Origin of the sequence: Paenibacillus sp. HWE-109 (assembly GCF_022163125.1) — a bacterium.
Taxonomy (GTDB): Bacteria; Bacillota; Bacilli; order Paenibacillales; family NBRC-103111; genus Paenibacillus_E.
The window spans coordinates 6,574,970-6,594,081 of the sequence record NZ_CP091881.1 but is presented as its reverse complement, the minus strand read 5'-3'; the positions used below and the strand labels follow the sequence as shown (position 1 = coordinate 6,594,081).

The following is a 19,112-nucleotide window of genomic DNA, read 5'->3' as shown; positions in this document are numbered from 1 at the left end:
AACCTCCATTGAACAATCAGATTGGGGGAGAGGCAAGGATGACTCGCTTGGGCAGGCCTTGCGCGGCTCTTTGCTGCACGTAGCCGTTCAAGGAGACGCGGATTCTTTCCCTGCACACTTTGGAGCGGGAGCGGGAAAGCATGTTGTACACATTGGCTGTTTTGGTCTGAAACAGGGCCGCGATTTGAACCGGAGTCAACTCGTCAAAAAAATGAGCTTCAAAGACGGTTCGCTCACGCCTGCTAAGGCAGAATAGCAATTCCCGCAGGCACTGAAGCATGTCGGCTCTCATGAAGGACTCGGCTGGATCATCACGATAGCGCGCTTCTTCGAATGCCGAGCCAGCCAGCCGGAAGAGGATACTGTCGATGTCCGTCCAGTCTGTAGGTGCTAAAGTCTCTTCCGCTTGGCGGTTGAAAGATGAGAAAGGCTGTTCTTTGCCGTAAGGCCCGCCTCGGCGCAGCTTCATGTATGCTTGGTTGCGAACAATCCGCTGCAGCCAAGGTACGAAGCGATCCGCATTCATTAAGGTGCCGATGTGCATAAATGCCCGAATAAGCGCATCCTGCACAATATCCTCGGCAATGAAGGTGTCCTGCGCGATTGATGTCGCGAGGCCGAGTGCTTGGCTGCGATGGTGGCGCACCAGATCCCCGAATGCCTCTCTATCTCCGGCCCGTGCCCGTACGACAAGCTCCCGTTGTGTTTCCATATAGCTATCCCTGCGCTGTTCCAAGTGCCCGTTCATCCTCTCACTCTCCCCGTTATCTGATAGATGCCACCAGAGCGTAGGAATCTATCAGCGCACGAAAAAAAAGGAATACAGCTGAGAATTCTGTTCTCCCCGCGTCTGCAATCCTTTGTCATGGTGTGTTGTAAATCTCATGTCGCCCGCCGACCATGTTCCGCCTTGCGGTAGTCCTTGGGCACGACACCTTTGCTTTCGCGGAAAATGCGAGAAAAAGTTTTGTATGAGCCATAGCCAACCTCAAGAGCAATTTCGGTCACGCTCATGTCCGTGGACACGAGCAGGCTGCAAGCATGTCGCAAGCGCAGGTCGTTCAGGAAGTGGAGGAACGTCTGGCCGGTCGTTTGTTTAATGACCTCGCTGATGCGCGAGATGCTCATCGAGAAGCGGGAAGCAAGATCGGACAAGGCAAGATCCTCTTGGTAATTTCGATGGATGTAATGAATAATCGGCCAAACCGATTGGCTTGCTTTCGAACCCGCCAGCGGGGCGCTTTCCGGCAGCTCGAGTTGACCGGGGGAGAGATGTTTCCAGCGAATACGATCGAAACGAACGAGAATCTCCTTAAGTTTTGATTTCAGAAGCGTTTGCCGATAGCGCTCTTCCCCTTTGTATTCGTGGTACATATCTTCAATGAGCGCGCTCATATGTTCTTGATCATGGCCGCTGAGCTGGACGTAGGCAGGCAAGGTATTCATGTCTTGAAAAAGACCGGAAAGTCCCTGATCGTTGCCGGGCTCCATAAGCAGGTCCATACTGAATGTGCAATTGTATAGGATTAGATTTTGACCAGGATCGGTGAAGATTTCATGCACTTGATAAGGCAGCACGAAGGTGAAAGTCCCTGGCGTCATCTCATGCTTCACGTCATTGATCATTTCAGCCCCGTGTCCGGCGATGACATAAGAAAATTCCAGATAGTCGTGGCGATGCGCCCTGAACCCGCGATCCAGCGTATTGCGGCTGAGATGGAAGGGGAAGGATGAATCCATATTTGGGTACGTTTTCAGGTAATCGGGAAAGTACGTCATAATAAGGCGGGTCTCCTTCGAAGAATTGGGACGTTTTCCGAAATATAGGTACGATTTCTTGGTCTATTTATTTTATCATAAAAGCAGTTGGAACAGGATGTACATATGAGGAGGAGTCTTGCTGTGGGAAGCGTTAACAAAATTAGATTAGGTATTATTGGTGCAGGGAATATTGGTGGCGTTCATATCCTTGAGTTTTCCAAATTAGCGAATTTATGTGAAATTACAGCGATTACAGATGCGTATCTGCCGTTAGCAGAAGCACGCGCCCAAGAACACGGGATTGCTTATGTGGCAGCAACGCCTGAAGAGCTTATCAATAGCGCGAATGTAGACGCTGTCATTATCGGCGTGCCTAACCAATATCATGCATCACTAGCTGTGCAGGCTATCGAAGCCGGCAAGCATGTGCTGATCGAGAAGCCGATGGGCATTAATGCGGAAGCAGCGAAACAGATTTTAAAAGCGAGTGAAGCTTCTGACACGGTGGTCATGATCGGCCACCAAATGCGCTGGGAAGCCGTGCCTTTATTGATCAAAGAACAAATCGACGCAGGCGAGTTAGGCAAAATTTATACAGCCAAAACCGGCTGGTTCCGCCGCAAAGGCATTCCGGGCTGGGGAACATGGTTTACGAAAATGGATGAATCAGGCGGCGGTCCGCTGATTGATATCGGTGTGCATATGCTGGATTTGGCTTTGTATTTGATGGGCAATCCTAAGCCGGTATCTGTTTTTGGGGCAACCTATGCAGAGTTCGGGCCTCGTAAGAAAGGGATCGGCACTTGGGGGAAACCGAATTGGAACGGCACTTATGACGTGGAAGATTTGGCGACCGCTTTGATTCGCATGGAAGATGGCAGCACACTGACGCTGGAAGTTAGCTGGGCGGTTCATATGGATACAGACAATACTCCGTTCATTCACCTCATGGGGTCAGACGGCGGGGCAAGCTACAAAGGGGCTTCGGGCAAGCTGCTTACCGAGAAATTCAATCGGGCTATTGAGACGGATTTGAAAAAACCAGAGGATGACGAAGGCGAGCGTCTGCGACTCAGCCTACACTTCCTGGATTGCATTAAAGAAGGCAAGCAGCCAATCACATCCGCTTTGTCGGGATATACGAATAATTTGATTTTGGATGCCATCTACGAATCCTCGCGTACGGGGAACGAAGTGAAATTAAACTGGGACATTTAACTAAGGAGGAACAACCATGCTTAGAGGATTAACGGGAGCAGGACTAGGCAAGCTGGAAAGCACGGAACAGTTCATCGAGTTAGCGGCAAAATACGGCTTCCAAGCTGTCGACATCGACGCGCTTGGTTTAGTCGAGAGCCACAGTGTGGATGGCGCGCGTGAGCTGCTTGCCAAACATGGCCTCGTCATTGGTTCGATCGGACTGCCGGTTGAATGGCGCAAAACGGAAGAAGAGTTCCTCGCAGGCCTACCCAAGCTAGCACAAGCAGCCGAGGCTGCTGCTGCATTGGGCTGCACGAGCTGCTGTACCTATGTGCTGCCGTCAACTGATTATAAAGCTGCGCATTTTATGGCGCTGGCAACGCGCAGACTGCGTACATGCGCCCAAATTCTAGGCGCTTATGGTATTCGTTTTGGTCTGGAGTTAGTAGGACCGCATCACCTGCGTACGCAGTGGGCAAATCCGTTCATCTGGACTCTGGAAGAAACGCTGGATTGGATCGATGCGATCGGCGAGAGCAACGTGGGTCTGCTGTTCGATGCGTACCACTGGTACACGAACGGGTTAACCGTAGCGGACATCGAGAAGCTGCGCGTGGATCAAATCGTCCATGTGCACATCAACGATGCACCGGATGTGCCGCTTGCGGAAGTGCGCGACAACGGACGCGTCTATCCGGGTGAAGGCGTTATTGATTTGAACGGCTTCCTGCAAGGCTTGCAGCGCATTGGCTACAAGGGCGCGGTTGCTCAGGAAATTTTGACGGCGGCTCCGCCGACAGATTCCCCTGAAAGCTTGGTGCAGCGCTCCAAAGCAGGTTTTGATAAAGTGTACGCAGCCGCGGGCATTTCGTAGGTGTCAAAGTGGCATTCGGTTTGGCCGAATGCCTGTAATGAAGCAGGTTAGCCTATGGCTGGCCTGCTTTTTTGTGCGGAGGAGGATGTTGAAAAACCACCTTACGGCCAGCCGCCCCGCCCCCAATAACCCCGGACCTAGGACCCAATAGATTATCCGACAAAACTTCTTATCATTCACTTCCACCAACTGACAACCTTTGCGCCCATTCTCCGCTACCATTTTCTTAAAAATGATAGAGAGGATACGACATCATGCAAATTAAAAAGAAGAACGACATCGGCTTGATCTTGGACAACTTTTCATCATTTGCCAAGTGGGATGCATCAGGAAAAAAACTATATTTGGTGTTCGCCGACAACAAGCGTGGAGGACAATGGACCCTCATGAATTACGGGGATGATCGTTTCAGTGTCCATGGATTGGGGGAGGACTATCAGGATGATAGGGAGTCCTTTTTTGAGGAGCGCAACAGCGTGGTAACCTTTCTGTGGAATCATCGCGCGGCGCTGAAAGCAGCGGTGCAGCCAACGACGTAGCTATGATCTATTTTATAATTGGACAAGCACCAAAAAAGCAAGGTACCTACGAATGCGTAGGCTCCTTGCTTTCTTTGTGTTTATCCCGGTACTGGCCGGGGGTAATGCCTTCTTGCTTGCGGAACGAGCGAATGAAGTTTTGTGAATTGTTATATCGCAGCTTGGAGGAGATATCCTTGATCGGCATGTCGGACTCCGACAGCCATTTTTTGGCCATGTTGAACCGATATGTCGATAAATAATCACTGAAGGAGCAGTTGGTTTCTTTGCGGAAAATGCTGCTCAAATAATTGGCATTGTAATGCAAGCGTGAAGCGCAGTCCTCCAAGGTTAGATCGGTATCATAATATTTTTGTACAAGATCGATGATTTTCTCAGAAATATTGTGATATTGGGCATCCTGCCGATCCCGATGAATTCGAATCAGCGGATGGATGACTTCGGTCCAGAACCAGTCCTCGATTTCGGCAGTCATGTGCAAATTCAATAGTTCCTCGAACAGAGAGCCTTTAGTCGGGTGAATTTGATTCAGGCTAATGCCGGATTCCTGCATCACCATGAGCAGGTTGTTGAGCAGGCGCGCCAACGGAATTTGATATTCCTGGGGCGTAAGCTGGGCAGCGAACACGGCTTGCAGAAGCTGACGCAGCAGCTCTTTGGATTTATCTTTTTCGGCCAGCTTGACCGCGTCGATTAATTCATTTTCGATCGGTTTCGGATAGTTCAGGTTCAGATAGTGCTTGCCGGAGTTAATGTTTTCGTATTGGATTATGATGCCTTCGCCCAACTTGATACGGTGTTTCAAAGCTTCCAAGCCCTCCCGGTAGGCGATCGGCATCTGGTTGAAGGTGTGAATAGGCAGGCTCATGCCAATGCTGACATGCAGGTTCAAATAGTTGAAAATATGCTGCTGCAGCAGCTCGGTTAGTGCATAAACGGTCGTGCGGAACGCAGTGGCCTCGCAGTCGGAGCTGCCAATCAAGGTAACGACGGTCTGATCCATGATGATAGGCGCCAGGCGCTGCTCGGATGGGATCAGTTCCTCGATGATATTGTGCACAGCGAACAACAGCAGTTCCAGATCGCGTTTCTCGTAGCGAGTATGGTCAATGGAATCGATCTGCAGCGTGATGACGGACATGGTTTGCCACGTTTCGATATGCTTTGTATAGCCGAATTGTTTGAGCTTCTCAAGCAGCTCGGCTTGCTTGATATGACCTTGATACGCTTTGATCAGGAAGAATGTCCGCACCTGCCCGATGTGCTGGTGAACCTCTCGTTCCAACTGGGACTTGGACTGAAATAACGTATGAACATGCTCGCCAATCAGCTGAAATTCATTCGCCTTGCGCTTCTGATTGACGGTTACAAGACCGCCGATTTGGTTTAGAAGGAGCTGGATAGGCGAGTACATTTTGCGCGAGCCGAGCCAAGCCAGCAGCATAGAAAGCAGCAGCATGAGGAGGCAGATGTAGATCGTGTAGGTACCGATTTTACCGGATTCTTTGGTTAAACTGTCGATCGAGGTCAAGGATAAATACGTCCAGTTATTCAGATTCGAATGCAGAAAGCTTACCGCATAGCGCTTATCGTGAATATCCGTCGTGAATTGACCTGTCGGTGCAGCCAGTTGTTTCATGTCAGTCAGCCCGGCCTCGGTGATCGGTTTGCCAATTAGACTGGGATTCGGATGCATAATAATCCGGTTCTGTTCATCCAGAATGAGGATATCATCGAGATACTCCGTATCGCTTTGGATCAGATCCTGCAGGCTGCAAGCCGGGATGTTGGCCATCGCTAGGCCGTATTTCTCCAGGCCGGTGGTCGGCAGCTTTTTCACCAAAGAAATGCTGTAGTCACACGTTACACTCCGCGAGTTCTCCTCGGTATAGAACCATTTGGACGGATTCATGACCCAGGTGCTGTTTTCCTGTGTGTTCATCTGCTCCACGAGCTTGTCGTGATAGGGATAATTGTCAAAACGGTACAAGCCCGAATTTTTAATCATCCAGTTCTCCCGAGCATTAATCAGAATAACATCTTCCAGCTTCGTATCAAAAGATTGCATATAACGAATCTCGCTGCGCAGATCATCGTACATCATGAAATCGTTTACAGTTAAGGGCATATCCAGAGCCTTTTTGAGCACTGTCGAGTTAATGACCTGATTGAGTGTATGGTTGACAGTCGTTAATTTCTGCTCTACATTGGAATTGATTTGAGAGATTAGCTGCATTTTGCCTTCGTTGACATTTTTTTGGATCTCGCTCGACGAAGTGACGAAAGCAAAAGCGCCGATAAAAATAACCGGAAGTGTACTGAGCAGAAACCCGAACATGGTCATTTTGCTAAGAAAACTTAAAGATCGCATCGCATCCAACACCTTATCTGTCTGAGGATGGTCGTGATAGACTATCTATGTATTGTAGTCAAGACTGGCAGTTAGAGCAATAATCATCTGAGTGGGGAATAATCATTATCTCTGATTTCACCGATATATACAGCGGGTACAAGGGGGAGTTCTGATGAAAAAGTATAGATACAGCGCGGGTTTCAAGCTTTCTTTCCTCGTGATTGCAGGCCTGATGATCATTTCGTTGCTCGGTGCTTGTCAGAAAGACAGTGCATGCAAAGCGCAGGAGTCTGGTATCGGTCGCCCCGTTATTTCTATTATGGCACCGCTTCATTTTCCACATCCGCCGATACCTGAATTGATTGCTGAAATTGAGAAACAAACGCAAACCAAGCTGGAATTGAACTGGGTTCCGGACGGGATTTATACCGACAAAATGAATACGGCGCTGACGACCAACTCGTTGAAAAAAGCGACCTATGTGAAATATACCGACTACATGCTGATGAAGAATTCAATCCGATCCGGCGCATTCTGGGATATCGGTCCCTATTTGGATGCCTATCCGAATCTCAAGCAGTTGAATAAAGGGATTTTGGGGCAGGCTGCGGTTGATGGCAAAATATTCGGCTTGTACACGGAACGCCCTTCCTCGCGGCAGGGAATTATCATGCGGGAAGATTGGCTAAACAATCTCAACCTGGCGAAACCGACGAATCTGGATGAGTTGTACCAAGTTTTAAAAGCGTTTACTTACGGCGACCCTGACCGCAATGGGAAAGCGGATACGATCGGTCTAACGGATCGCAATGATCTGGTGTTTGGCGCCTTCAAAACAATCAGCTCCTACTTCGGCACGCCCAATAATTGGGGCATTGCAGCTGGCAAGCTTGCTCCGGAATTCGAAACACAGGCCTATGTCGACACGATGAATTATATGAAAAAGCTATACGATGAGAAGCTGATTAATTCGGATTTTGCCGTTACGAGCAAGGACGTGCAGCGGGATAAAATCATTCGCGGCACAGCCGGGGCGTACATCGGCAGCATGCAGGATGTGCAGCGGCTTTCGGATGAAGTACAGCTGGCGAACCCGCAGGCGAAGCTCACGCTGGTCAATCATATCGAGGGGCCCAAGGGCTTTCAGATTTGGTCGATTCCCAACTACAGCGCGCTCTATCTGTTCTCCAAAAAAGCGATTCGCACCGAGGTGGAACTGAAGCAGATGCTGCAGTTTTTTGATCGGACGATGGATAAAGATATCGCCAACTTGATGAAGTACGGCCTGGAAGGCCGTCATTACACGACCATTGGGGACAAGGTTCAGCTGACGGAAGAGACCTCCAAGCTTCGTGTGAATGAAGTGAATGCACTGTACGCGCTAATGATTGCCGATCTGAACAATCCGCAGGTGAAGCAGCTTGCAGAGAGCGAGTCGTTGTCACAGTTGGCAGACCGGCTGAGCATGGATAACGAGAAGTATGTGATCAAGGACCCGACGCTGGGCTTGGAGTCCAAGATGTATGATGAGCGCGGCGTTGAGCTGTATAAAATTATCTCCGACGCCACGTATAATTACATGCTCGGCAAGCTCGATAAAGCAGGTTTCCAGCAAGAGATTGAGCGATGGAAGCGCAGTGGCGGGGAGCAGATCATCGCCGAGTACAATGAGGCGTATGGGAAGAAGCAGCTGGGAGCGGATTAACATATCTACGTAATCGCCAAACAGCCCACACCATGCATTCATGTGTGGGCGTAAGGCAGTTACTTTTTATAAATACCGTGACGCAGGATCGTAAAAAACTTACGGAAATCTTGAACAATCTCCGTTATTCCTTGGTAGATCACATCTAAGTTTCCATCATTGGCAACGACCAGCTCTTCAATGCGTTGATCCAACGGTCCGGCTAGAGCGGAAATCAGTTGCAGCACATCTTCAAGATCAATATCGTCTCGGATCTGATCGCGGGGTAAGGCAGATAAAATTTTCCGGTTATTTCTGAAGTCTTCTTGTTGCCCAATCTCCTGAATTTTATGATGCAATGGATGCATCCGCAGGCGTGCGACAACGCTCATGAATTGCGCGCAAGTAGGCCGGATTTTGAAGAATTCAAGGTTAATTACCAATATTTGAAGAACCGCTTCAAGGAAATCGGAAGGCATATCCTTGGATGAATCTTTCAGGTGCTGCTCCTTCTCCTGTCTCACTCTCCGGTATACGTAAAGAAATAAAGACTCCTTATCGCCGAAGTACTGAAATAAAGAACCTTTCGGGATGCCCGCCTCCTTCACGATCCGATTCGTAGATGCGGCGTCGAATCCGTAAGTGGCAAACTCCGACAAACAAGCCTGAAAAATGTTCTCTTTTTTTTGCTGCGGCAAGCGCTCAAACCTATCTATATTCATGAATAACCTCGGACTAAGTTTTGACCCTCAGCCCTCATTATATTACAAGAAGATTACTGTGGCTACCTGAGTTCGTCTTTCACATCGGTCGGATTAACGACCTCGTACGTTTTGACGGCATTCCACAATTCCTGCTTTTCCATTAACTTCCCATTCAGAATAACGGCGGAAATACGCGTCGTATTCCGAATATCCTCGAGCGGGTTCGCTTCAAGCACGACCAGATCAGCCAGCTTGCCTTCTTCGACCGTTCCAAGCTCATGCTGCCTATCCAAGTAACGAGCCGGATTCAGCGTCGCCGTCTGCAGCGCTTGCAGTGGAGTCAGGCCGTTCTTAACGAATAACTCCAGCTCGTCGTGCAAAGAGAAACCGTAGAAAGAATTGGCCGCACCGAACGACGAATCCGTACCGGCCAGCAACGGGACGCCGGCCGCGTTCATTTTTTGGACCAGTTCTCCAGCCCTTATGGCGAGTTCCGCATCAGTTTCACTGAATATGGTACCCGCTACGGACCGAATCTTGCGAATCCATTCTTCTTGCAAAGCATTCGGCACGTATTTCGCTCGCGGATCAAGCTCGGTCTTCGTCGAATTCTTCGGAGTTACCAGTGTCGGAACTTGCCACACCTCATTTTGCACTAACTCCCGGAACAGCTTCTCCGCACGCACCGGATCGTAATGCTTTGCAGCCGCCACTTCGGTCGGAAAATAAAACATGGGGTCGCTTAATTTGGGGTTTTGCATAATTTCGTCTTCCTTACTCGAAGTGGCGGAAAACAATCCGAATAAGTGTTCCATGCTCTTCTGTCCAAATCTAATTGCCTCGATCGGACGTACTTGCATCGGTACATGCCCGGCAATTGGCAGTCTGTACTTCTTCGCTTCGTCGAATATGGCCGGGAGCAGATCACGAGGCGTCTGGGTATGCACTTTAATGAAGTCCACTCCTGCGCTCGCCAACAGACGAACAGCTTCGCGCGCTTCCTGCTCTGAAGTCAAATAAAACATATGGGGAGCCCGACCCTTAGTTAATATCGCGCCTGTTGTGATGATTCGCGGAGCAGGCATATCTTTTTGGATGGCCTTCTTCCACACTTCGATATTTCCCATAGCCGTCCCCATTTCCCTTATCCCGGTCACCCCATTTGCCAGAAACATCGGAAACGCGTGCTCATAATATTTATTCAAATGGACGTGCATGTCCCATAAGCCGGGAATCACATATTGGCCCGAAATATCTCGAACTTGTGCGTCATAGGGAATCGAGGCTGGTTCAACACTCCCGATATAACTAATTTTGCTTCCCGTGACGATTATCGTCTGGCGCTCAGCCAATTTCCCTGTTCGAACGTCCACGACTGTCGCATTACGGAGGACTAACGTCTGAACGCTTTTATCAGCAGTTTCTATGCTTGCTTGGACGTACCCTGCATGGCCAAACATTCCTATAAGTAAGACCGTGACTAATAAAAACAATATGGATGATTTCCCGAGACGGGGTTCGGTACGCAAAACGGACCAGCTCCTTTTGGCAAAATTATCTAACAATATAATTAATTACAAATAATACGTACTGACTAATAAGTGACCACGTGGTCATCTTTTATGTTAATAGAACTAGAGGTCGAAGTCAATTATTATTTCTAGATGCTGCCATCTGGCGCGCCATAATCGCGCACCCCAAAGCGCCCCCGAAATTTCTGCGTATTAGGGAACCATTTTCCCATAAGAAGAGTCTACTCTACAGTGGTACTTGGAAATACAGCTGTAGAAGGAGTTTGCAATGAGAAAAAGTTCGAAATTTGCTTCGTTGTTAGTGGTGATTTTATTCGTGTTATGCACAGGGATCGTCAGTGCTGCGGGTCTCAAGGATGATCGAACGCTTGAGGAACGTACGGGCAAAACCTTTCAAGAAATGTCCAAGCAGCCGAGCTTGGCGGAAGGTGCCAAAGGAATTGTAACTGATTACTTGAATGCCCTCATCAAGGAAGGCGGCGCTGGTGGTGCAGCTCCGTTGGCCGCTTATTCATTGGGCCATGCTGACACTTCCAATACGTCGGACATCAAGGTAGGCGTTACTTTGAAGTACAAAGACGATGTGATCGCACCTAAATCCGTAAATTACTCCGTTGTTCAGGTGAAAGATACCTATCAGGTAAAGCCTGCGCGCGTTGGAAACTGAATATATGCTTATCTTAAACCGCCTAAGTGACAGTTCACTTAGGCGGTTTTTGCTGTGTGCAATCCCCCGATAATCATCTTCGCGTCCAATAATCATCATCTCACATCTCTGATACATCAAGGCCTAAATGAGCAAATGATTATTTCGGTACCTCCCTTAACCCCTGTAAGGTGGAACTTGCAGCACACCACATATTATGGAGGTCTATCCTATATGAAGAGAAAGTTAGTCTCGATTCCACTTAGTGTTCTGTTAGTTTCCAGCTTCGCCTTGGCAGCTTGCGCAGACGGAGGCAAGACAACTCCGGCAGCTACAACAGGGGCGGAGACGCCGAAAGCCACAGCCGACAACACGCCAACGGCCATCACGATTATGGCTCCGCTCAACACAGCCCAGACGCCGCCAGATACGATTATTAAAGAGCTTGAGAAATTAACGAATACGAAGCTGACGTACCAATTTTTCCCGGCAGATACGTATGAGGAGAAATTGAACACGACATTTGCCACAGGCGCACTGCCGCAGGTGACGTACCTGAAGAACCAAGCGACCTTCATTCAGATGAAGTCAGCGATTCGCGATGGACAGTTCTGGGAGATTGGACCTTTACTGAAAGATTTCCCGAACCTTAGCAAGCTGAAAGCCACAACCAATGACAACACCAAAGTTGACGGTAAATTATACACGCTGTACCGCGGTGTGGATATTGCCCGCCAAGGTCTCATCTATCGCAAGGATTGGGCTGACAAGCTTGGGCTGAAGCCGCCAGCCACGACCGATGATCTCTATGCCATGATGAAGGCATTCGTGGAGAATGATCCAGACGGCAACGGGAAAAAAGACACGATTGGCTTAACCGACCGGAACGATCTGATTTATGGTGCCTATAAAACCGTAGCGACTTGGTTGGGCGTACCGAACAACTGGGGTGAGAAAGACGGCAAGCTGCAGCCGGAGTTCATGTTCCCGGAATATGTAGCGACGATGGATTATTTTAAAAAGCTGCGCAACGAAGGGTTGATTAACAAAGATTTCGCCGCAACGAGCAAAACCGATCAACAAAAGCTCTTCACCAACGGTACAGCGGGTATGTATATCGGAGCGATGACGGATGTATCGACACTCAATAAAGATCTGATCAAAAACGTGCCGACGGCCGTTGTCGATGTGCACAGCATGGTAGCTGGGCCAAGCGGCAAATTTGCTTCGTGGGCGCTTCCGGGCTTTGCGAATGTGGTCCTGTTCCCGAAATCCGCGATCAAAACAGAAGCAGACTTGAAGAAGATCCTGGCTTTCTTTGACAAAATGATGACGCCTGAAGTGGCTAACCTTGCAAACTGGGGCATCAAAGATGTGAATTACAGCGTAATTGATAACAAGGCGAAGAAGCTGGATGAAGAGAAATGGACGCGTGAAGTCAAACCGTTCACAGACGCGGCGATTGGTGATGAAGATACCTCAGGCCGATTCTTGGGTATTCCGACGATTCCGGCGCAAGGCAAGGCGGATGAACTGAAAATCGCCAATCTGAAGTTTGCGGTTCAGGATCCGGTAGCCGCTCTAGATTCCAAAACTTACCTGGAAAAAGGGGTTCAACTGCAAGATGTGATTAAAGATGCTACAAACAAATATATCTACGGCACCATCGATAAAGCTGGCTTTGACAAAGCGGTTGAAGATTGGAAAAGTCGTGGCGGCAGCAAAATTATCGAAGAGTACAACGCCCTCTACAAAAAGTAGTACGGCCGATCCGTCACACTGTTTAAGGTTGGGGGAGGGCTGCTGCCAAGGCGGCGGCCTTCTCATTAGGTATGAAAGACCCGGAAAGGAAGAAGTGATATGCAGGAAGTGAATGTGGCACAAGCAGGGCGTGTGGTGGCTAGGAAACAAAGCAGCGAACTGGGCAGACGACTTTGGAAAAATAAATGGATTTATGTCATGCTGCTTCCCGGCGTGCTGTATTTTCTGATTTTCAAATATATCCCGATGTATGGACTGATCATTTCATTTCAGAATTACAAGCCGTTCAAAGGGATTAGCGGCAGCGAATGGGTTGGCCTCGAGCATTTTCAACGACTGTTTACAGAGCCGGATTTCTTCACGATTTTGAGCAATACGCTCATCCTATTCGTCATGAATCTTGTTTTTTATTTCCCGATTCCGATTATTATGGCGCTGATGCTTAACGAGGTGAAATCGGATTTTTTCAAGAAAACGTTTCAAACGATTGTCTATCTGCCTCACTTTATGTCGTGGGTCATTATTGTTTCGATCAGCTTCGTGATGTTTACGATGGATGGCGGGATTATCAACGATATCATCGAGTATTTTGGCTTTGAGAAGATTAACTTCTTGCTGGCTCCGGAATGGTTCAGACCGATGTATATTCTGCAAGTGATTTGGCGGGAAGCGGGCTGGGGGACGATTATTTATTTGGCGGCGATTGCTTCGATTGACCCTCAATTGTATGAAGCTGCGCGTATGGATGGTGCGGGACGACTCAGACAGATGTGGCATATTACGCTGCCGGCGATCCGTAGTGTCATCATTGTTTTGCTAATTTTGAAAATTGGTGCGGTTCTCGAACTCGGTTTTGAACATGTCTACTTGCTCCTTAACTCCATGAACCGAAATGTTGCAGAGATCATTGATACTTATGTATATACGGCAGGTTTAAAACAAGGTCAGTTCAGTTACAGCGCAGCGATCGGGTTGTTCAAATCGTTCATTGGTCTTGCTCTGGTTATGCTGGTCAACCGAATTGCCAAGAAGATGGGCGAAGAGGGCGTTTATTAGAAACGAACGCTTACGAAGCAGGAGGTTAACACGATGGTTGAAGATAAAACAGTAGGCGGCAGAATGTTCGGGATCATTAATTATTTGTTATTAACGGTCATTGGTTTAATCACGGTGATCCCTTTTGTGCACGTCGTTGCAGGCTCCTTCACAACAAGCGCGGAAATGGCAGCCAAGAAATTTGTCATCATTCCGACTGATTGGAGCATGGAGGCTTACCGCTTCATTTTCTCGACAAATACGATTTTCAAAGCAATGGGCGTCTCGATTGGGACTACGCTTGTTGGGACGATCATCAGTATGTTTATCACAGCTTTGATGGCCTATGGGCTTTCTCGCCGAGATGTGGATGGCCGCAAAGTGATTATGTTCATGGTCGTCTTTACCATGCTGTTTCATGGTGGATTGGTTCCGACCTTCCTTGTTGTGAAGGAATTGGGGATGATCGATACGTATGCGGCGCTTATTCTGCCATCTGCAATCAGTGCGTTTAACTTGATTATTCTAAAAAATTTCTTCCAAAACATTCCCGAGGGATTGGAAGAGTCAGCCAAAATCGATGGCTGCAGCGACTTCGGCATTCTGTTCCGCATTGTCCTGCCGCTTTCGATGCCGGCGATTGCCACGATCTCGTTATTCTATGCGGTGACGTATTGGAATACGTACCTTAGCGCAATTCTGTACTTGAATGAAAGTGCCAAGTGGCCGATTCAGGTCCTGCTTCGACAGATTGTCGTGCTGGCCAGCGGCATGGATCACAGCGTTGATTTGGATAGCGTAACACCTCCGCCTGCCCAATCGATCAAAATGGCGGTTATCGTCGTGGCGACGCTGCCGATTCTGGCTGTTTATCCGTTCTTGCAAAAGCATTTTGCAAAAGGGGCCATGATTGGTTCCATCAAGGGCTAGGGAAGGATTCGGTGGCTATTCATCCATTAATCCGTAAATCTATATAGGAATAGAGAGGGAAAACAAGATGACAGATCAAACTGTAAAATCACCGTTGGGCTGGGCCAGAGCTGCCTGCGATTCGATCATGAGCACTTATGCACCAATGGAACTGCCGCCTGCTGCACGTTGGCATTACCATCAAGGTGTCTTTTTGTGCGGGGTGGAAATGCTGCTGCAGAGGGAGCCGAATGAGCGTTACGACGCTTATCTTCAGGCTTATGTCGATGGCTTGATTGATGAGAACGGCAATCTGTATGTGGCCCGGGATGAGCTGGATGCTGTGCAGGCAGGGCTGCTTTTATTTCGCTTGGAAAAGAAGACCGGGCACCGGAAATATCGCCTCGCTGCCGAGAAGCTGCGCAGTTTGCTGGCGGCGTTGAACCTTACGTCGGAGGGCGGCTATTGGCACAAGGACAAATATGCCTACAATATGTGGCTGGACGGTCTGTACATGGCCGGCGTATTCTCGCTCAAGTATGCCAATGCTTACGGCGATCCTGCATTACGGGACAATGTGCTGCACCAGGAAGCGTTGATGCGCAAATATATGAAGGATGAGCAGACAGGGCTATTTTATCACGCTTGGGATGAAAGCCGGATGATGCCTTGGGCGAATAAGGAAACCGGCTGCTCACCGGAATTCTGGGGCCGTTCTCTCGGTTGGTACGGGCTTGCCGTAGCGCAATTCCTGGATGAATTATCAGCCGATGAGCCGGGCCGTCAGATATTGGTCGATGCCTTGCACGACTTCGTTCATGCCTTAATTCGCTACCAAGACGCGGGGAGCGGTCTCTGGTACCAGGTTGTGGACAAGGGCGATCAGCCGGATAACTGGCTGGAATCCTCCTGTACGAGCCTGTTCGTCTATACGATTGCCAAGGCGATCAACCTCGGCGTTGTGGGCACGGATTGCGCGGAAGCAGCTGTGAAGGGATATGAGGGACTCATTCGCACGCTCCAATTCGATGCGCAGGAGCGTGTGATTTTGCCGCTGATTTGCATTGGAACGTCGGCAGGGGACTACGAGAACTACGTGACTCGCCCGACAAGTGAGAACGACCTGCACGGCGTGGGCGCTTTCGTCATGGCTTGTGTAGAGGTGCAGTCATTGGTTAGCATCGTTCATAGGTGAGAGTGTCTAGGAGTAAGGGAAATCTCCCATTATCTCTGACACTTTCTCGCTGAACAGTGATTTGTCTCTAAAGTTAGAGGGAGTTTTTCCGGTTATACCAAACCCGAAAGAGTTCAAAGGAGAAATCAGTTCATTTCAGGGGATGTCCTTCGGGGCATCCTCTTATTCTTTTTCAGGAAGAAGGACCTGCAAGATAGGAAATTGCTGTGATAAAATAGAATAATAGTAACCGAGAGGGTAATCCATAGTAAGCAGTAGCGTCAAGGGCGCGGCAGCAGGAGGTACGGGATATGCACAGAACTTTAGTCATAAGCGATATTCATGGTTGTGTAGAGGAATTCAAACAATTGCTCGATAAAGTGAATTTTCAGGCCGAAGAGGACCAACTCGTTTTGCTGGGTGATTATGTGGACCGCGGGCCGAACAGTCTGGAAACAGTAGAATTCGTGATGCATTTGGTGCGGGACAAGCAGGCTATTGCCTTAAAAGGGAATCACGATCAGCGCTTTGTGGACATGCTGGGTGAGGTGGATACGCTGACGGAGATGAAGTTTTTCGAGCATGGCGGCATCCAAACGTTCAAGAGCTTCTGTGGTTCCGACAGTATGGATTTGAAGCAGTCCAGAGAACATATTCGCGCAAATTGCAGCGAGCATATCGCTTTTCTGAACCAGTTGCCTCTCTATCATGAAGACGAAACGCATATTTATGTGCATGCGGGACTAAATCCCTCCTACACGGATTGGAAAACGCAGCCGGAGCGCGACTTTATGTGGATTCGAGCCCCGTTCGTGCAGCAGCGGACCGTTGTGAAGAAGACCGTCGTGTTTGGGCATACGCCTACCAAGGATATTCATGGAAAGCCGGACGTGTGGTTCGATCGGGATAAAATCGGGATTGATGGCGGCTGTGCCTATGGCTTGCAAATCAATTGCTTGGAGATCAAGGGCAAACAGCAGTATAAGACGTACTCGGTGGCTTCCAAAGGGAGCTGGCGATAGCGCACATTTCTGTCAGATACAATAAGGAGGAATTCAAATGAATGTTCAGTTAAAAACGAAACCTGCTTTTAAATTTGTTGGCTATGAGCTAAAAACTTCCTGTATTGATGGCCGTAACCATCGCGAAATTCCGTTATTCTGGCGGACCTATCTGGATGAAAATAAAGGGGCGCATATCGGTAATCGTGTGCAGGCAGACTCCCAAGTTGAGCTGGGCATTTGTACCGATTTCAATCCGCAAACCAGCGATTTGACTTACCTCATCGGGATGGAAGTGACAACCTTTGACGGCGTGCTTGAAGATCAGGTATGCCGTGAATTTCCAGAAGCGACCTATGCGGTATTTACGACACCACCGGTCAAGGTGGAAGAGTTTACTTCAGCGATTCAAAGCACATGGAAGTCGATTCAGCCAGAGTGGTTCCCGACGTCGGGTTATACGCATGCTGGAGGCGCGGAGTTCGAGCTCTATGATGAGCGCTGCAATCCCGCGAAGAATGAGCTTGTGGAGATGGATATCTATATCCCGGTTAAAAAGAAATAGGGTTCCTTCATGTCATGCAAATAGCATCATTTGTCATCGAAATGAAATCTTGTTTTCAGCTTAATTTAAGGTTCGGGGCCTATAATGAAGTTCGACCCCCTTTTAAATATATATACTTTAAGACCCGCGGCCCGTTGCTGTTGGGTCTCTTTTTTTGTGGACAACAGAATAAGAGCTCCTGGAGGCTCTTATCGGCAAGGAGATGCTTTATTCTGCGCAAATAGAAGCTGTTAGTGACTCTTCCTGCTGCGAATGGCTGGCATGTTCGGGGTGAAAGCAAAAATAGACTGTCTCCCGAGGTTGAAAAACCTAGGGAACAGTCTATTTGGCTTTGTTGGCGGCGGTGTAGCGATACGATAAGGGTAGAGCGAGCAACGGGCAGAGAAACTGCATCGCCGGGCCGCCTTACTAGCATTTGTTCACTCCAACGAATCGAATGATGCTTATAAGCGTAAAAATGGCTCCCTTGACGGCCTAACGAACTGAACTGGCGTTAAGGAGTAATATATAGGCGGAAAAGTGATTCTTTATTTGAAATAACGCATGTGGAATTCGTTATCTTTTCTAATGGAACCATTTTGATCGAATAAGGGTCAATGAGTTCGTAAGGCTTCATTACGCGCGGCGCGAGCGCCCGATCACAATAATCAGAGCCACTATCAGAAGGATCAGCGGCATCGTGTTCAGCTGGAATAAGGATGAAATTCAGCGTTAAAGCGGCGTCGGAGGCCGAAGTGAGTGCATAACGCTGTAAAACAGCGTTACGGGCAGAGGAACTGCATCGCCGGGCCGCCTTACTAGCATTTGTTCACTCTAACGAATCGAATGATGCTTATAAGCGTAAAAATGGCTCCCTTGACGGCCTAACGAACTGAACTAGCGTTATGGAGTAATATATAGGCGGAAAAGTGATTCTTTATTTGAAATAACGCATGTGGAATTCGTTATCTTTTCTAATGGAACCATTTTGATCGAATAAGGGTCAATGAGTTCATAAGGCTTCATTACGCGCGGCGCGAGCGCCCGATCACAATAATCAGAGCCACTATCAGAAGGATCAGCGGCATCGTGGCTACGCCCATGCCTTGACCTGATTTCAGATGGGTTATGACAGCGCCTGCCATCGTAATGACAATGACACCGGCAGAGACGAAGGCGATGCGCGGCTTCCAGAAGCCGATGATGAGCCCGATTGCAGCCAGCAATTCGATTGCGCCAACAACATACATGAAGCCTTCCCCGTAACCATAGGTTGTAGTAAATGCTTCAACCTGCATCGGATCTCCGCTTAATTTCATGAACCCAAACATTAAATATCCCAGAGCCAGCAAGGCCTGAAGAATACGGACTACCCATTTCAATGGAGAAGCACCT

General features: G+C 48.7%; 17 protein-coding genes. 11 read left to right on the top strand and 6 right to left on the bottom strand.

Annotation, left to right across the window (positions count from 1 at the left end):
* Positions 1-16: 16 nt before the first annotated feature.
* Both LOZ80_RS28060 and LOZ80_RS28055 read right to left on the bottom strand, forming a co-directional pair.
* On the bottom strand, positions 17-748 hold the full coding sequence (locus tag LOZ80_RS28060) for an RNA polymerase sigma factor (protein ID WP_238167750.1): 732 nt from the start codon (positions 746-748) through the stop codon (positions 17-19).
* A 134-nt stretch (positions 749-882) separates the two neighbouring features.
* The gene (locus LOZ80_RS28055; RefSeq protein ID WP_238167749.1) at positions 883-1,779 is read right to left on the bottom strand and encodes an AraC family transcriptional regulator; all 897 of its coding nucleotides are present in this window, start codon (positions 1,777-1,779) and stop codon (positions 883-885) included.
* A 123-nt stretch (positions 1,780-1,902) separates the two neighbouring features.
* Between LOZ80_RS28055 and LOZ80_RS28050 the strand changes: the two genes are divergently transcribed.
* From LOZ80_RS28050 to LOZ80_RS28040, 3 genes are all read left to right on the top strand, one after another.
* Positions 1,903-2,979 (top strand): Gfo/Idh/MocA family protein, encoded by a 1,077-nt coding sequence (locus LOZ80_RS28050; RefSeq protein ID WP_238167748.1) that lies wholly within the window; start codon positions 1,903-1,905, stop codon positions 2,977-2,979.
* Positions 2,980-2,995: 16 nt separating this feature from the next.
* Positions 2,996-3,835: a sugar phosphate isomerase/epimerase family protein gene (locus tag LOZ80_RS28045; protein WP_238167747.1), complete on the top strand. Its 840-nt coding sequence runs from the start codon at positions 2,996-2,998 to the stop codon at positions 3,833-3,835.
* A gap of 254 nt (positions 3,836-4,089) precedes the next feature.
* Positions 4,090-4,374, top strand: coding sequence for a hypothetical protein (locus LOZ80_RS28040; RefSeq protein WP_189010983.1), 285 nt, complete (start codon positions 4,090-4,092; stop codon positions 4,372-4,374).
* A gap of 46 nt (positions 4,375-4,420) precedes the next feature.
* Here LOZ80_RS28040 and LOZ80_RS28035 read toward each other — a convergent pair whose 3' ends face one another.
* On the bottom strand, positions 4,421-6,745 hold the full coding sequence (locus LOZ80_RS28035; protein ID WP_238167746.1) for an AraC family transcriptional regulator: 2,325 nt from the start codon (positions 6,743-6,745) through the stop codon (positions 4,421-4,423).
* A gap of 154 nt (positions 6,746-6,899) precedes the next feature.
* On the opposite strand from LOZ80_RS28035, the gene LOZ80_RS28030 reads away from it, so the two are divergent.
* A complete protein-coding gene (locus tag LOZ80_RS28030; RefSeq protein ID WP_238167745.1) occupies positions 6,900-8,432 on the top strand; it encodes an extracellular solute-binding protein in 1,533 nt (510 codons plus the stop codon).
* 59 nt (positions 8,433-8,491) lie between these two features.
* On the opposite strand, the gene LOZ80_RS28025 is transcribed toward LOZ80_RS28030, so the two are convergent.
* Together LOZ80_RS28025 and LOZ80_RS28020 are read right to left on the bottom strand one after the other, a co-directional pair.
* Positions 8,492-9,133: a TetR/AcrR family transcriptional regulator gene (locus LOZ80_RS28025; RefSeq protein WP_238167744.1), complete on the bottom strand. Its 642-nt coding sequence runs from the start codon at positions 9,131-9,133 to the stop codon at positions 8,492-8,494.
* Positions 9,134-9,195: 62 nt separating this feature from the next.
* Positions 9,196-10,644: an amidohydrolase family protein gene (locus LOZ80_RS28020; protein WP_238167743.1), complete on the bottom strand. Its 1,449-nt coding sequence runs from the start codon at positions 10,642-10,644 to the stop codon at positions 9,196-9,198.
* Between the two features lie 271 nt (positions 10,645-10,915).
* Here LOZ80_RS28020 and LOZ80_RS28015 point away from each other — a divergent pair, with 271 nt between their 5' ends.
* From LOZ80_RS28015 to LOZ80_RS27985, 7 genes are all read left to right on the top strand, one after another.
* Positions 10,916-11,314 (top strand): hypothetical protein, encoded by a 399-nt coding sequence (locus tag LOZ80_RS28015; protein ID WP_238167742.1) that lies wholly within the window; start codon positions 10,916-10,918, stop codon positions 11,312-11,314.
* 213 nt (positions 11,315-11,527) lie between these two features.
* Positions 11,528-13,054, top strand: a complete 1,527-nt coding sequence (locus tag LOZ80_RS28010; protein ID WP_238167741.1) for an extracellular solute-binding protein — start codon at positions 11,528-11,530, stop codon at positions 13,052-13,054.
* Between the two features lie 99 nt (positions 13,055-13,153).
* On the top strand, positions 13,154-14,110 hold the full coding sequence (locus LOZ80_RS28005; RefSeq protein WP_238167740.1) for an ABC transporter permease: 957 nt from the start codon (positions 13,154-13,156) through the stop codon (positions 14,108-14,110).
* A gap of 33 nt (positions 14,111-14,143) precedes the next feature.
* The gene (locus LOZ80_RS28000) at positions 14,144-15,019 is read left to right on the top strand and encodes a carbohydrate ABC transporter permease (protein WP_238167739.1); all 876 of its coding nucleotides are present in this window, start codon (positions 14,144-14,146) and stop codon (positions 15,017-15,019) included.
* A 67-nt stretch (positions 15,020-15,086) separates the two neighbouring features.
* On the top strand, positions 15,087-16,193 hold the full coding sequence (locus LOZ80_RS27995; protein ID WP_238167738.1) for a glycoside hydrolase family 88/105 protein: 1,107 nt from the start codon (positions 15,087-15,089) through the stop codon (positions 16,191-16,193).
* Between the two features lie 290 nt (positions 16,194-16,483).
* The gene (locus LOZ80_RS27990; RefSeq protein WP_238167737.1) at positions 16,484-17,194 is read left to right on the top strand and encodes a metallophosphoesterase family protein; all 711 of its coding nucleotides are present in this window, start codon (positions 16,484-16,486) and stop codon (positions 17,192-17,194) included.
* A gap of 37 nt (positions 17,195-17,231) precedes the next feature.
* Positions 17,232-17,738: a GyrI-like domain-containing protein gene (locus LOZ80_RS27985; protein WP_238167736.1), complete on the top strand. Its 507-nt coding sequence runs from the start codon at positions 17,232-17,234 to the stop codon at positions 17,736-17,738.
* Between the two features lie 1,004 nt (positions 17,739-18,742).
* Here LOZ80_RS27985 and LOZ80_RS27980 read toward each other — a convergent pair.
* On the bottom strand, positions 18,743-19,099 hold the full coding sequence (locus LOZ80_RS27980; RefSeq protein ID WP_238167735.1) for a DoxX family protein: 357 nt from the start codon (positions 19,097-19,099) through the stop codon (positions 18,743-18,745).
* Positions 19,100-19,112 lie beyond the last annotated feature (13 nt).